Consider the following 13,946-nt stretch of genomic DNA (forward strand, 5'->3'; position numbering starts at 1 on the left):
CCACCGTTCTCCACTGATACAACACAGGTTCTCCACCGTTTCTTCCACAGGTCGACGGGGGTCGAACAGACCGTCGAAACGCGGAATCACGCGGCTCGAAACCACCCCCGTGAGAACCATCCACAGGCGGCACGTTACGCCGGGCATCCGACATCGGATTTTCTGTGGAAAGAACACCTCGGCGTGTCGCGGCGTGTCGCCCGCGCCCCGTCTCGACCCGCGTCCCCGACCCCCGGTAGCGTGGTGTGGTGGCGGGATACAGAGAGCTTCTTCGCACGCCCGGTGTGGGGCGCATGATCGCCGCACAGCTGACCGCGCGGTTCCCCAACGGGATGAGCTCGCTCGCCATCCTGCTGCACGTCGAGCAGCAGACCGGATCGTATGCGGCAGCGGGTCTCGTGCTCGCCGCGACCAGCGTGGGGCAGGCTGTAGCCGGCCCGCTCACGAGCCGCTGGATGGGCGCCTGGGGCATGCGCCGCGTGTTGACGCTCACCCTCAGCGTCTGCATGGTCGCCGTGCTCGGCCTCGCCCTGCTGCCCCTCACGCTGCCCGGCTACATGATCCTGGGCTGCGTCGCGGGTCTGTCGACCCCGCCGATCCAGGCCGCAGTGCGCACCATCTACCCCAAGCTCGTGACCTCCTCGCAGCTCACCCCTCTCTTCTCACTCGACGCCTCGCTGCAGGAGATCATCTGGATCCTCGCGCCCGTGCTGATCACGCTCGTCTCCACGCAGATCGGCACGGTGGAGGGCCTCCTGCTGGTCGCCATCATCCTCGCCGCGGGCGGGGCGTGGTTCATCCTCTCCCCCGAGGTGGGCAGGGTGCGCATCCCGCGCAGCCGCAACGCTCTCGGCAAGGTCGTCCTCAAGCCTCCGGTGATGCTCGCGACGGTGATCGGATTCCTCCTCATCGGCGCCTGCGCGGCCGTCGAGGTCGGCGTCGTCGCCTCGTTCGAGCACGGCAGCCTCGCAGCCGGCCTCGTGCTCGCGGTCTTCTCCGTAGGCAGCCTGGCGGGCGGCCTCGCTTTCGGGCACATCCCGATCGGGCCGTGGGCGATGGCACGGCGGCTGACGATCGTGACGGTCGGACTCGCCCTGACCATGGTGATGCTGAACGCGTACTGGCTGGGCGGCACGCTCGTGCTCGCGGGCATCGGGATCGCCCCTGCACTCGCCGTGCTCTTCGCGATCACTTCGGCGAGCGTGAAGTTCAGCGAGACCGCCGAGGCGTTCGGCTGGGCGGGCACCGGGCAGCTCATCGGCGCCGCGGCCGGATCGGCTGTGGCCGGATTCCTCGTCGAGGTCGGAGACTGGCGGGGAGCCTACCTCGCAGCGACCCTGTTCGCGGCCGTCGGCCTGATCGTCTCGATCGTGTTCGTGCGCGCATTCCCCGATCTCCGAGGTCGCGACGCCAGCCCCGCACCCGACACCGAGCCGCTCGCGGTGACCTCGTCATAGGCTGGGCACATGCCTGCGCCGCTGACGCTCCCCCGCCTCTCCTGGGGCGACCCCGCATCCGCCCGTCGAGCGCTCCTCGTGCACGGCCTCGGCTCCTCCGCCGCACTGATGTGGCGTCTCGGAGACGCGCTCGCGAACGCCGGATGGCATGCGACGGCCGTCGATCTGCGCGGTCACGGCGACGCCCCGCGCGCGCTCGACTACACGGTCGCGGCCTACGGAGCTGATCTCGCGGCAACCCTGCCCGAGAGCGACGGCCGCTGGGACGCCGTGATCGGACACTCGCTGGGAGGGGCGTCCAGCACGGTCGCCGCGGCATCCGTCCCCGACTGGACCAGGAGGCTCGTGCTCATCGATCCCGCGATCGTGCTCGAAGGGCGCGATGCGAAGGCGATCCGCAAGAGCCAGCAGCGGGCCTTCGACGACAACCGCGTCGAGGTCGTGCGCGAAGAGCACCCGCACTGGCATCCGCAGGACATCGAGCTCAAAGTGGATGCCGTGCATCGAGCGAGCCGCTGGGCTGTCGAGCAGACGAGCGCGCAGAATCAGCAGTGGGACGTGCGGGCCGAGGCCGCGCGGCTCACCGTCCCCACTCATGTGATCGGGGCCGATCCTGCGATCTTCAGCCTGTTCACGGGAGAGTCTGCGGCCGAGGTGCTCGACACGAACCCGCGCCTCACGATGAGTGTGGTCGAGGGAGCGGGTCATTCCGTGCATCGGGACCGGCCTGATGAGTTCATCCGTCACCTGCTGGAGGCCCTGTCATGAGCGATTTCGATCCCACCTCGTTCCTGCCCGACGATCTGCTCGGGCGCATCCGCGATCGTGCCCCGATCCACGACCGCGAGAACACCTTCCCCCAGCAGGATCTGGATGAGCTCCGCGACGCCGGGTATCTGTCGATCCTGGTTCCGACGGAGCGCGGCGGGGCAGGGCTCGGGCTCGAGGAGGCTGCGATCCTGCAGCAGCGCCTCGCCACGGCCGCGCCGGCGACCGCGCTGGCGATCAACATGCACCTCGTCTGGACCGGAGTCGCCAAGGTCTTCTCCGACCTCGGTGTTTCGGGCCTCGAGTTCGTGCAGGACGGCGCAGTAGCAGGCGAGGTGTTCGCCTTCGGCATCAGCGAGGGCGGAAACGACCTGGTGCTGTTCGGCAGCGACACCGCGGCCGTGCCGACCGGCGACGGCGGCTACGCGTTCACCGGCACCAAGATCTTCACCTCGCTCGCCCCCGTCTGGACGAAACTCGGCCTGCACGGCCTCGACACGACCAGCCCCGACGCCCCGAAGCTCGTCTTCGCCTTCATCGACCGCACGGAGGCCGTCGAGACCGGCGACGACTGGGACACGCTCGGCATGCGGGCGACGCAGTCGCGCACCACCCGTCTGCATGGCGCCGTGGCGGATGCCGAACATATCGTTCGTCGCATCGATCCGGGGCCCAACCCAGATCCGATCGTGTTCGGCATCTTCAGCGTGTTCGAGATCCTGCTCGCCTCGGTCTACACCGGCATCGCCCGTCGCGCGCTCGACCTCGCAGTCCGCACGGTGCAGAAGCGCACCTCGAAGAAGACCGGACTCCCGTACAGCCAGGACCCCGACATCCGCTGGCGGATCGCCGACATGGCGCTCGCCTACGACGCGTTGCCCGCCCAGATCACCGCGCTCGCACGCGACGTCGACGCGATGGCCGACAACGGCGCGCGCTGGTTCACCCTGCTCTCGGGCGTCAAGCACCGCGCCATCACGATGGCGAAGCACGTCGTGGACCAGGCCATGCTCACCGCCGGTGGCGGATCGTATTTCTCGGCGAACGAGCTGTCGCGTCTGTACCGCGACGTGCTCGCCGGCGCCTTCCACCCGTCCGACCCGGAGTCGGCGCATGCGACGGCGGCGAGCGCCTGGCTCGGTCCGCTCGATTCCTGAGACCCACCTCAGCGCAGAGACTGGATCAAGCCGCGCAGCGCCCGGCGCGTCTCGGCCTGGGCGGTTTCGTCGAGTCCGGACAGCATCCGCAACTCCACGGCCCTCACGGCCGCCGACGCCTGTTCGATCTGACGGCGCCCTCGCTCTGTGAGCTGCGCCGGCAAGACCTTCCCCACGGGTGCCTGCGCGGGGCGGATCACGCTGCCGTCGCGCTCGAGTGCCTGCAGCAGCGTGTTCATCGACTGGCGGGAGACGAACGCCCCTCGCGCCAGCTCGGAGTTGGACAGGCCAGGGCGCTGAGCGAGGAGCTCCAGGCAGGAGTAATGCGTGATGGTCATGCCGAACGGCCTCAGAGCATCCTCCATCGCGGCGCGCAGTGCACTGGCAGCCTCCTTCAGCAGATAGCCGATCGAGGTCTCCAGCTCCACGCCGTCGCCGTGTTGACTCATGTCAGCATTCTGACATAGGCTGAGCATGTCAGAAAACTGACATGAAAACAGGAGCATCATGACCGCCTTCGGACCCGACTTCATCTCTCTGCAATCCCGTGATCGAGAGCTCTCCGCCGCCTTCTACGAGGAGTACCTCGGCCTCGTGCGCGTCGAGGACGCCCCTCCCCACGCCGTCGTCTTCGCCACCGCGCCCATCGCCTTCGCGATCCGCGATGCGATGCCCGGTGTCGATCTCGACGCGGCGGATGCGCCGGGACTCGGCATCTCGGTCTGGATGCACGCCCCGGATGCGCAGAGCATCCACGACGCCCTCGCCGCAGACGGCAGGACCATCGCAGTGGCGCCGTTCGACGGCCCGTTCGGCCGCACCTTCACGTTCGTCGACCTCGACGGGTATCAGATCACGCTCCACGACCGGGCGTGAGTTCGTCGACGCAGCGCTAGCCGTTCGTGGCGCTGCGCCTGACCAGGAGCGCCAGGTGGAGCGCGGCGAGAGCCTCGCCGTCGTCGAGGTCGACGTCCAGAAGATCGCCGATCAACGCCAGGCGCTGATAGAACACGGAGCGCGACAGATGGCTCGCGGACGCCGCCGCCGAGCGGTTTCCCGGATGCGCGACGAGCGCGCCGAGTACGTCGATCAGGTCTCCGCGGCGCTCCCGGTCGTACGAGATCAGGGGCGTCAGCATCCGCTCGCTGTGCTCGTGCAGGCGATGGTCGTCGCGCAGTGAGGCGACCAGCCGCTCGAGCGGACGATCCTCGACGCGCCTGATCCGAGGGTCCACGTCGGAGGGGTCGCCCGCCGCCAACTCGCGCGCGGCGCGGAGCGAAGCGAGCAGACCGAGCACGTCGTCGGCCGCCGGGCCCAGGAAGACCGTGCGACCCGGGCCCACGATGCTCGCGACCTGGGCATCGCTGAGCACGCCCGATGCGGGCGCCGACAGCAGCACGACGCCGTCGCCGTCCACGGTCGCCGCGACCACCGCGCATCCGTGGGTGGCGGAGCGCTCCGCGAGCTCACCCGGCGAGATCTCCCCGCGGATCACGAGACCGTGGCAGCTGCGGCCGGCGAGGGCGAAGCCGCCCGCCGCCAGCCGCCCCAGAACATCATCAGGGCTCACGAAACGCGCCCCGAGCAGATCACGGATCATGCCGCCCTGCGCGAGCAGAGACCACTCCCCGTCTCCTCCGTCGGCAAGGCAGCCGAAGGCCAGAGCCGTCGCCCCCTGCTCGAGGACCGTGATCCTGCCCGCGGGATGAGCAGGTCCCGCAAGGGCAGACAGCGTCCCCCACCGCACCCCGCGGGCCTGCACCGGCACCCGGTCGGCCTCGCCCAGGCGCCCGAGAGCCTCGGCGACCGGAACACGCAGATTCTCGATCGCGATCACCTCATGCGCCAGGTTCTGCAGGACCACCGGCGCACCGATCGCACGAGCGGTCTCGGCGACGACGACATCCGCCGGCGCTCCCTGCAGGCTCAGGGCGGTGAAGAGCTCATGCAGATGCTGCCGCTCGCGCAGGGCGCGGGTGTGGGCGGTGAGCAGCGCTCTGTGCACGGCCTCGGTCACGGCGACGAACTTCACCTCCCTGTTCAGGGCGATCAGGGCGACACCGAGATCAGCACAGGTCTGGGCGAACGCATCCGGGAGCGCCTCGAGCGCCGTGCCGAGCTCGATCACGACCCCGGCCACCCCGGCACCGTGCAGACGTTGGGCGAAGTCGCGCAGAGCGACAGGGTCGACCGGCCATCCTGCGCCCGTGCTCAGCAGCAGTTCGCCGCCGTCGAGGAGGCGGGCCACTCCGGCACTGTCGGAGGCGTGCACCCAGCGCACCTCCGCGTCGAGCGCGTCGCCGCCCACGATCACCTCGGGGACACCGGCTGCGAGCGCCGGCTCGGCGAGCGCGTCGGCGACCGTGAGCAGTGCGTCCGCCCCGGCCATACGATCTGTCCGATTCTGCCCGAACTCCCGACGTTCTGACACCCGTCAGCCTCACTTCAGTCTGTGATCATTGAGAACAATCAGAGTATCGAACCTCGGTCAGAGTGTTCGGATCGAATTTTGAAGGAGCATCGTGGACATCGTCCGTCACGTCATTAACGGAGTCGAGACCGCCCAGTCCGGTCGCACCGGGCAGGTGTTCGATCCCGCGACCGGCATGGTCGCCCGTGAAGTCGCCCTCGCATCCACCGCCGAGGTCGAGCAGGCGATCGCCGCCGCGGCCGCGGCGCTTCCCGCGTGGCGTGAGACGAGCCTCATCAAGCGGGCCGACGTGTTCTTCCGCCTGCGCCAGCTGCTCAAGGAGCGCACGCCCGAACTCGCGGCGATCGTGACCAGCGAGCACGGCAAGGTCCTGTCGGATGCCGCCGGCGAGGTCTCCCGCGGCATCGAGAACGTCGAGTTCGCGGCGGGGCTCGTGCACCTGCTCAAGGGCGAGCGCAGCGAGCAGGTCTCGCGCGGCGTCGATGTGCACTCGGTCAAGCAGCCGGTGGGCGTCGTCGCCGCGATCACCCCCTTCAACTTCCCGGTGATGGTGCCGCTGTGGATGGTCGCCTCCGCGATCGCCTGCGGCAACACCGTCGTCCTCAAGCCCAGTGAGAAGGACCCGTCCGCCGCGGTCTGGCTGGCGAAGCTGTTCCTGGAGGCAGGTCTTCCCGCGGGTGTGCTCAACGTCGTCCAGGGCGACAAGGAGGCCGTCGACGCCCTGCTCGACTCGCCGCGTGTGAACGCGATCAGCTTCGTCGGCTCGACGCCGATCGCCCGCTCCATCTACCAGCGCGCCTCCACGAACGGCAAGCGTGTCCAGGCGCTCGGCGGCGCCAAGAACCACATGGTCGTGATGCCGGATGCCGACATCGACGCCGCCGCGGACGCCGCGATCTCGGCCGCCTACGGCTCCGCGGGAGAGCGCTGCATGGCCGTCTCGGTGCTCGTCGCGGTCGGCGACATCGCCGACGACCTGATCGCGGCGATCTCCTCGCGCATCGAGGGCCTCACGATCGGCGCGGGGACGGATGCCGCGAGCGAGATGGGTCCGCTCATCACACGCGAGCATCGCGACCGCGTCGCCTCCTACGTCACCGGAGCGGCCGCCGAGGGCGCGACGGTCGTCGTCGACGGCACGGAGCAGCAGTTCGACAGCGACGGCTTCTTCATCGGTGTCAGCCTGATCGACGACGTCCGCCCCGGCATGAAAGTGTACGAGGACGAGATCTTCGGTCCGGTGCTCTCGGTCGTCCGCGTCGAGAGCTACACCGACGCCGTCGAGCTCGTGAACTCCAACGCCTTCGGCAACGGCACCGCGATCTTCACGCGCGACGGCGGCACCGCCCGTCAGTACGAGTTCGACATCGAGGTCGGCATGGTCGGGGTCAACGTGCCGATCCCCGTGCCGATCGGCGCCTACTCCTTCGGCGGCTGGAAGGACTCGCTGTTCGGCGACTCGCACATCTACGGCCCCGAATCGGTCCACTTCTACACGCGCTCCAAAGTCGTCACGACCCGCTGGCCCGACCACACGCCGTCGCAGATCGACCTCGGCTTCCCCAGCAACCACTGATCGGATCCGCTCATGACCAACTACACCGACAGGCAGGGCGTCGAGCATGCCCTCCCGGCCGCCGAGGCCGAGGCACAGGTCCGCGCCGACGACCGAGGGCACGTCTTCCACTCCTGGAGCGCGCAGGGCCTGATCGACCCGATGCCCGTCGCCGCGGGTGAAGGCTCCACGTTCTGGGACTATGCCGGCAACGCCTACCTCGACTTCTCCAGCCAGCTGGTGAACCTGAACCTCGGGCACCAGCATCCCGACCTGGTCGCGGCGATCCAGCATCAGGCCGGTCGCCTCGCGACCATCCAGCCGTCGGTCGCGAACGACGTCCGCGGCGAGCTGGCCCGGCTGATCGCCGAGGTCGCTCCCGACGGCATGGAGAAGGTGTTCTTCACCAACGGCGGCGCCGAGGCGAACGAGTACGCGGTGCGCATGGCACGGCAGTCCACGGGCCGTCGCAAGGTGCTCTCGATGTACCGCAGCTACCACGGCTCCACCGCGACTGCGATCTCGCTGACCGGCGACCCACGCCGCTGGGCGAACGACACCGTCGACACCGGCGCCGTGCGCTTCTTCGGACCGTATCTGTACCGCTCGCCGTTCCACTCCGAGACGCTCGAGCAGGAATCCGAGCGCGCGCTCGCCCATCTCGAGCAGACCATCCAGCTCGAGGGGCCGCAGACGATCGCCGCGATCATCATCGAGACCGTCGTCGGCACCAACGGCGTGCTGATCCCGCCGCCCGGCTATCTTCAGGGCGTGCGCGAGCTGTGCGACCGCTACGGCATCGTGTACATCGCCGACGAGGTCATGGTCGGCTTCGGTCGTCTGGGCGAATGGTTCGGCATCGGCGCCTTCGATGCGAAGCCCGACCTCATCACGTTCGCGAAGGGTGTGAACTCGGGCTACGTGCCCCTCGGCGGAGTCGTCATCAGCGACCGGATCGCAAAGGCGTTCGACACTGTGCCCTTCGCCGGCGGCCTGACCTACTCCGGCCACCCGCTCGCCTGCGCGGCCGGCGTCGCCACCTTCGAGGTGTTCCGCCGCGACGGCATCCTGGAGCGCGTGCGCGACCTGGGTTCTCGCGTGGTGGAGCCCGCTCTCCGTTCCTGGGCCGAGAAGCATCCTTCGGTCGGTGAGATCCGCGGACGCGGCCTCTTCTGGGCGATCGAGCTGGTGCGCGACAAGGAGACCCGAGAGCCGCTCGTGCCGTTCAACGCGTCAGGAGCGGAGGCCGCCCCGATGGGCGCCTTCGCCGCCGCGGCGAAGAAGGCGGGAGTCTGGCCGTTCACGCACTTCAACCGTGTGCACGTCGCTCCCCCGCTGGTGATCGCCGAGGATGAGCTGGTGCGCGGTCTCGCCGCGATCGATGAGGCGCTCAGCGTCGCGGACGAGGCTGCCGCGCACTGATCGGACCCACCAGGCGATCAGACAGACCCAGGAATCCGGCTTCGGATTCCTGGGTCTGTCTCCACCCATCGGGTCACACCAGGAAGCCGCGCAGCAGCGCCTCTGATCCGGCGAGGTGATCGCGCATCGCAGCCTCGGCAACGTCGACGCGACCCGCGAGGATCGCAGCGATGATGCGCTCGTGCTGTTCTCCGGAGTGCTGGATGTTGCGCGGCATCAGGGGGAACGTGTCCAGCCAGGTGTTGACCTCTGCACGATTCTCGGCCACCAGAGCGACCAGCGATGGGATGCCGGCCGCTTCCGCGATCGCGAGATGCAGCAGGGTGTCCAGGCGTCGATACGCCTCGGGCCCCGCGGGAAGGGCCGCCTCGTGCCGCGCCCAGAGGTCGGCGCGGGTCGACGCATCGAGCGATCTTGCCGCCGCCGCCCGCACAGCACCGCACTCGAGCACCCTTCGCAGCCCGAGCACGTCATCGAGCTCTTCGGGAGACACTTCAGGTGCGGCCTTGGGCTGCGGGAGCGGATCGGCGACGAACGTGCCACCGTATCGGCCTCGTCGCGGCAGCAGATACCCGGTGTCGGCGAGTTCTCGGATCGCCTCGCGCACGGTGTCGCGGCTCACGCCGAAGGACGCCGCCAGTTCGCGCTCCGGCGGCAGCGACTCCCCCGGCGCGACGACGCCGAGCCGGATCGTCTGCACGAGCCGGGCGACCGCGTCCTCGAGGGCGTTGCCGCGTCTGAGCGGTCGGTAGACCGCCCGGCGCACCTCCACGAGTTCGCCCGGATCCGCCGCCGGAGGAGTGTCGCTCACAGCGGAGTGACGTAAGCGTTCGTGATGCCGCCGTCGACCACGAAGGCGCTGGCGGTGATGAACGACGAGTCGTCGGAGGCCAGGAACGCCACGGCCGCGGCGAGCTCCTCCGGCTCCGCGAAGCGCCCCATCGGAACGTGCACGAGGCGCCGCTGAGCGCGCTCCGGATCCTTGGCGAACAGCTCCTGCAACAAGGGAGTGTTCACAGGACCAGGACACAGCGCGTTGACGCGCACACCCTGACGAGCGAACTGGACGCCGAGTTCGCGCGACATCGCGAGCACGCCGCCTTTCGATGCGGTGTAGCTGATCTGCGACGTCGCCGAGCCCAGAAGCGCCACGAAGGAGGCCGTGTTGATGATCGAGCCGCGCCCCGCAGGCACCATGTGGCGCAGTGCCGCCCGGCTGCACAGGTACACGCTCTTGAGATTCACGTCCTGCACACGGTCCCAGGCCGGCAGCTCGGTCGTCTCGATCGAATCGTCGTCAGCGGGCGAGATTCCCGCGTTGTTGAACGCGATGTCGATGCGGCCGAACTCGGCCGCGACACCGTCGAACAGGGTGTCGACCTTCGCTTCGTCGGCGACGTCGACGGAGCGGAAGGCTCCACCGACCTCAGCCGCCGCTGCCTCCCCGGTGAGGGGGTCCACATCGGCGATGACGACGAACGCCCCTTCCGCGGCGAATCGCTTCGCCGTGGCGAAGCCGATGCCACTGGCGCCGCCGGTGATGATCGCGACGCGGTCCTTGAGTCGCTGGGTCAGGTCGATCGTCATGGTCTCATTCTCTCTTCTCGGGTGTGGGAGGCATGGTGGTCAGAGGCATGGTGGTCAGAGCGCGTCTGTCGCGAAGAAGACGTTCTTGGTCTCGGTGAAGTGCTCGGCGGCATCCGGTCCGAGCTCGCGGCCGAGGCCGGAGGCCTTCATGCCGCCGAACGGGGTCGCATAGCGCACTGAGGAGTGCGAGTTCACCGACAGCACGCCGCTGTGCACGCCGCGGGCGACGCGCACAGCGCGGCCGAGATTCTCCGTCCAGACGGATCCGGCGAGACCGTAGATCGTGTCGTTCGCCAGGCGGATCGCGTCGGCCTCGTCTTCGAACGGCATGACCGCGACCACCGGTCCGAAGACCTCCTGCTGGGCGATCCTGTCGGCAGGGTCGGCGAGCACGACGGCCGGCGCGAACCAGAAGCCGTCACCGACGGGCGCCGAGCCGCGGAACGCGACGTCTGCCCCGTCGAGGAACGACGACACCGTGTCGCGGTGCCCTGCCGAGATGAGCGGGCCCATGTCGGTGTCGGCGCTGGACGGGTCGCCGACCCGCCACGCCGCCACGGCGGGCTCGAGCAGTTCGAGGAAGCGGTCGTACACCGACCTCTCCACCAGCAGGCGGCTGCGCGCGCAGCAGTCCTGGCCGGCGTTGTCGAACACGGAGCCGGGGACCGCCGCGGCCGCGCGCTCGAGATCAGCGTCAGCGAACACCACGTTCGCGCTCTTGCCGCCGAGCTCGAGCGTGACCGGCTTGAGCGCGCGGGCGCATCCGGCCGCGACCTCGACGCCGACCTCCGTCGATCCCGTGAAGACGACCTTGCGCACGTCGGGATGATCGACGAGGCGCTGACCGACGACCGAGCCCGAACCGGTCACGACCTCGAAGAGCCCTTCGGGGAGCCCCGCTTCACGTGCCAGCTCTCCCAGGCGCATCGCGGTCAGCGGAGTCAGCTCGGCGGGCTTGAGCACCACGGCGTTGCCCGCGGCGAGCGCCGGCGCGAACGCCCACGCCGCGATCGTCATCGGGAAGTTCCATGGGACGATCACGCCGACGACCCCGTACGGATCGTGGAAGGTGACGTCGAGGCCGCCGGCCACCGGGATCTGCCGCCCGGAGAGGCGCTCGGGGTCGGCGGAGTAGTAGTTGAGCACCTGTGCGACGTGCGCCGCCTCCCAGCGGGCGGAGCCGATCGGATGCCCGGAGTTCAGAACCTCGAGTTGCGCCAGCTCCTCCGCCGCTGCTTCGACGACGCGTGCGAAGGCGCGGAGGGCATCGGCCCTCGCGACGGGTGCGAGCGCCGCCCAGCGGCGCTGCGCCGAGACGGCGCGGGCGATCGCGGCATCCGTCTCACCGATGTCGGCACGGGCGATCTCGCGGATCGCCGATCCGGTCGACGGGTTGATGACTGTGAACGCGCTCATCGGGCGTCCTCCTTCTGCTGCGGGGTCGATGCCCGACCGGCGAACACGCGGGCCTGGGAGACGAGATCCTCGAAGAGCCGCCGGTCCTGAGCGTTCTCCTCTGGGTGCCACTGGACGCCGACGACGTGGCCGTCGGAGGTGTCGACGAAGGCCTGCACCAGCCCGTCGTCGGAGTGCGCGGCCGCGACGAGGCCGTCGCCGAGGCGATCGATGCCCTGGTGGTGGTAGCTGTGCACGCGCACATCGCCTTCACCGAGCATGCCGGCGAGCGCGGTGTCGCGGGCGACCGCCACCTCGTTCTCGGCGAAGACGCCTCCGCCGACGCGGTACCTCTCTGTGCCGAGCGAGTCCGGCAGGTGCTGCTGCAGGCTTCCCCCGCGGGCGACGTTGACGAGCTGCAGTCCCCGGCAGATCGCCAGCACAGGCATTCGCCGCCGCTCCGCCGCGCGGAACAGGGCGAGCTCCCACGCGTCGCGGTCGGTGCGTGCGGGGTCGGTCAGCGGATGCCGCTGCTCGCCGTACAGCTCGGGCGCGACATCGGCGCCGCCGGTGAGGATCAGACCGTCCATCCCCGCGATCGCCGCGTCCGCGGCATCCGGATCCTGCGGCGGAAGCAGCAACGCGACTCCTCCGCAGGAGGTCACCGATGTGAGGTACTGCTCAGGGAGGAACGCGGCCCGCACATCCCAGACGCCCTGCTGCGCGCGCTCCAGGTACGTGGTGACGCCGATGAGCGGCGCACGCTCAGAGTCGTTCGAAACCACGGATGCGCTCCCAGTCGGTGACGGCGGCGTCATAAGCCTCGAGCTCGATACGCGCCTGGTTGAGGTAGTGGTCCACGACGTCGTCGCCGAACGCCGCCCGTGCGATCGTCGACTCGCTGAACAAGCGCGCGGCTTCTCGCAGCGTCGTCGGCAGGTGATCGACTCCGGCCTCGTAGGCGTTGCCGGTGAACCGCTCCGGCAGGGGCAGCTCGTTCTCGATGCCGTGCAGACCGCCGGCGATGATCGCCGAGATGCCGAGGTACGGGTTGACGTCGCCGCCCGGCACCCGGTTCTCGACACGAAGCGCCGATCCCTGGCCGATCACGCGCAACGCGCAGGTGCGGTTGTCGATGCCCCAGGCCACACCGGTCGGGGCGAAGCTGCCTTTCGCGAACCGCTTGTAGGAGTTGATGTTCGGTGCATAGAGGAGGGTGAATTCGCGCAGCGTCGCGAGGATGCCGGCGATCCAGTGCCGCATCATCGGGCTGAAGCCGTGCTCGCCGTCTCCCGCCATGACCGGTGTGCCGTCATCGGCGCGCAGGGAGAGATGGATGTGGCAGCTGTTGCCCTCTCGCTCGTTGAACTTCGCCATGAACGTCAGCGCCTTGCCGTGCTGCTCCGCGATCTCCTTCGCGCCGTTCTTGTAGATCGCGTGCTGATCGGCGGTCTCGCGCACCTCTGCGTAGCGGAACGCGATCTCCTGCTGACCGAGGTTGCACTCGCCCTTGACGCCCTCGCAGTACATGCCTGCACCGTCCATGCCGTTGCGGATGTCGCGCAGCAGCGGCTCCATGCGTGTGGAGGCCTGCAGGTTGTAGTCGACGTTGTAGTCGGTCGCGGGGGTCAAGCCCTCGTATCGTCGTGCCCACGCGTCGCGATAGGTGTTCTCGAACACGATGAACTCGAGCTCGGTGCCGGAGAACGCGGTCCAGCCGCGCTCGGCGAGCCGATCACGCTGCCGATCGAGGATCGCGCGCGGAGAGGGGCCGACGGGTTCGCCGTTCTGCCAGACGAGATCGGCCATGACGAGCGCGGTGCCAGGCAGCCACGGCATCCGGCGCAGCGTCGCGGCATCCGGGCGCAGCACCATGTCGCCGTACCCGCGATCCCAGCCCGACATCGCATAGCCGTCGACGGTGTTCATGTCCACGTCGACCGACAGCAGGTAGTCGCAAGCCTCCGCACCGTGGTGCAGGATGTCCTCCTGGAACAGCCGCGCCGACACGCGTTTGCCGACCAGTCGCCCCTGCGCGTCGGCGAACGCCACGATCACGGTATCGATCTCGCCGGCGGCGATGCCGGCATCCAGCTGTTCGACGCTCAGGTTTCCCGACATCTCTCGCTCCCGTTCTCATGCGGTGAAGCGATCGGCTGACCGGCTTCGCCCTC

At 69.2% G+C, this 13,946-nt stretch carries 13 protein-coding genes; 6 read left to right on the top strand and 7 right to left on the bottom strand.

The window, feature by feature from the left end:
- Positions 1-248 precede the first annotated feature (248 nt).
- Genes QFZ53_RS16475 through QFZ53_RS16485 form a run of 3 tightly spaced genes read left to right on the top strand, consistent with a single transcriptional unit; the run spans position 249 to position 3,382 of the window.
- Positions 249-1,457, top strand: a complete 1,209-nt coding sequence (locus tag QFZ53_RS16475; protein WP_307298259.1) for an MFS transporter — start codon at positions 249-251, stop codon at positions 1,455-1,457.
- A gap of 9 nt (positions 1,458-1,466) precedes the next feature.
- Complete coding sequence (locus QFZ53_RS16480) at positions 1,467-2,225, top strand: alpha/beta fold hydrolase (protein ID WP_292906325.1); 759 nt, start codon at positions 1,467-1,469, stop codon at positions 2,223-2,225.
- Positions 2,222-3,382 (top strand): acyl-CoA dehydrogenase family protein, encoded by a 1,161-nt coding sequence (locus QFZ53_RS16485; protein ID WP_307298260.1) that lies wholly within the window; start codon positions 2,222-2,224, stop codon positions 3,380-3,382. The genes QFZ53_RS16480 and QFZ53_RS16485 overlap by 4 nt, the downstream gene beginning before the upstream one ends.
- A gap of 8 nt (positions 3,383-3,390) precedes the next feature.
- On the opposite strand, the gene QFZ53_RS16490 is transcribed toward QFZ53_RS16485, so the two are convergent.
- Entirely contained in the window at positions 3,391-3,831 is a 441-nt protein-coding gene (locus tag QFZ53_RS16490; protein WP_307298261.1) for a MarR family winged helix-turn-helix transcriptional regulator, read from the bottom strand.
- 58 nt (positions 3,832-3,889) lie between these two features.
- Between QFZ53_RS16490 and QFZ53_RS16495 the strand changes: the two genes are divergently transcribed.
- Positions 3,890-4,258, top strand: a complete 369-nt coding sequence (locus QFZ53_RS16495; protein WP_307298262.1) for a VOC family protein — start codon at positions 3,890-3,892, stop codon at positions 4,256-4,258.
- Between the two features lie 16 nt (positions 4,259-4,274).
- Here the strand turns inward: QFZ53_RS16495 and QFZ53_RS16500 are convergent, their stop codons facing one another.
- Positions 4,275-5,813 carry a PucR family transcriptional regulator gene (locus QFZ53_RS16500; RefSeq protein ID WP_307298264.1) on the bottom strand — a complete coding sequence of 513 codons (1,539 nt, stop codon included), beginning with the start codon at positions 5,811-5,813 and terminating at the stop codon, positions 4,275-4,277.
- 91 nt (positions 5,814-5,904) lie between these two features.
- Between QFZ53_RS16500 and QFZ53_RS16505 the strand changes: the two genes are divergently transcribed.
- Positions 5,905-7,389: a CoA-acylating methylmalonate-semialdehyde dehydrogenase gene (locus QFZ53_RS16505; protein WP_307298266.1), complete on the top strand. Its 1,485-nt coding sequence runs from the start codon at positions 5,905-5,907 to the stop codon at positions 7,387-7,389.
- Positions 7,390-7,401: 12 nt separating this feature from the next.
- Positions 7,402-8,790: an aspartate aminotransferase family protein gene (locus QFZ53_RS16510; protein ID WP_307298267.1), complete on the top strand. Its 1,389-nt coding sequence runs from the start codon at positions 7,402-7,404 to the stop codon at positions 8,788-8,790.
- A 73-nt stretch (positions 8,791-8,863) separates the two neighbouring features.
- Here the strand turns inward: QFZ53_RS16510 and QFZ53_RS16515 are convergent, their stop codons facing one another.
- From QFZ53_RS16515 to QFZ53_RS16535, 5 genes are read right to left on the bottom strand one after another with little or no spacing between them, the layout of a single operon-like run.
- A complete protein-coding gene (locus QFZ53_RS16515) occupies positions 8,864-9,601 on the bottom strand; it encodes a FadR/GntR family transcriptional regulator (protein WP_307298269.1) in 738 nt (245 codons plus the stop codon).
- Positions 9,598-10,377, bottom strand: a complete 780-nt coding sequence (locus QFZ53_RS16520; RefSeq protein WP_307298271.1) for a 3-oxoacyl-ACP reductase — start codon at positions 10,375-10,377, stop codon at positions 9,598-9,600. Before QFZ53_RS16520 ends, QFZ53_RS16515 begins: the two co-directional genes overlap by 4 nt.
- 54 nt (positions 10,378-10,431) lie before the next feature.
- Entirely contained in the window at positions 10,432-11,793 is a 1,362-nt protein-coding gene (locus QFZ53_RS16525) for an aldehyde dehydrogenase family protein (RefSeq protein WP_307298273.1), read from the bottom strand.
- Positions 11,790-12,557, bottom strand: coding sequence for a gamma-glutamyl-gamma-aminobutyrate hydrolase family protein (locus QFZ53_RS16530; RefSeq protein ID WP_307298274.1), 768 nt, complete (start codon positions 12,555-12,557; stop codon positions 11,790-11,792). The genes QFZ53_RS16525 and QFZ53_RS16530 overlap by 4 nt, the downstream gene beginning before the upstream one ends.
- Positions 12,538-13,893 (bottom strand): glutamine synthetase family protein, encoded by a 1,356-nt coding sequence (locus QFZ53_RS16535; RefSeq protein WP_292906343.1) that lies wholly within the window; start codon positions 13,891-13,893, stop codon positions 12,538-12,540. The genes QFZ53_RS16530 and QFZ53_RS16535 overlap by 20 nt, the downstream gene beginning before the upstream one ends.
- Between the last annotated feature and the right edge of the window lie 53 nt (positions 13,894-13,946).

This window comes from Microbacterium natoriense (assembly GCF_030816295.1).
GTDB classification, from domain to species: Bacteria; Actinomycetota; Actinomycetes; order Actinomycetales; family Microbacteriaceae; genus Microbacterium; species Microbacterium natoriense_A.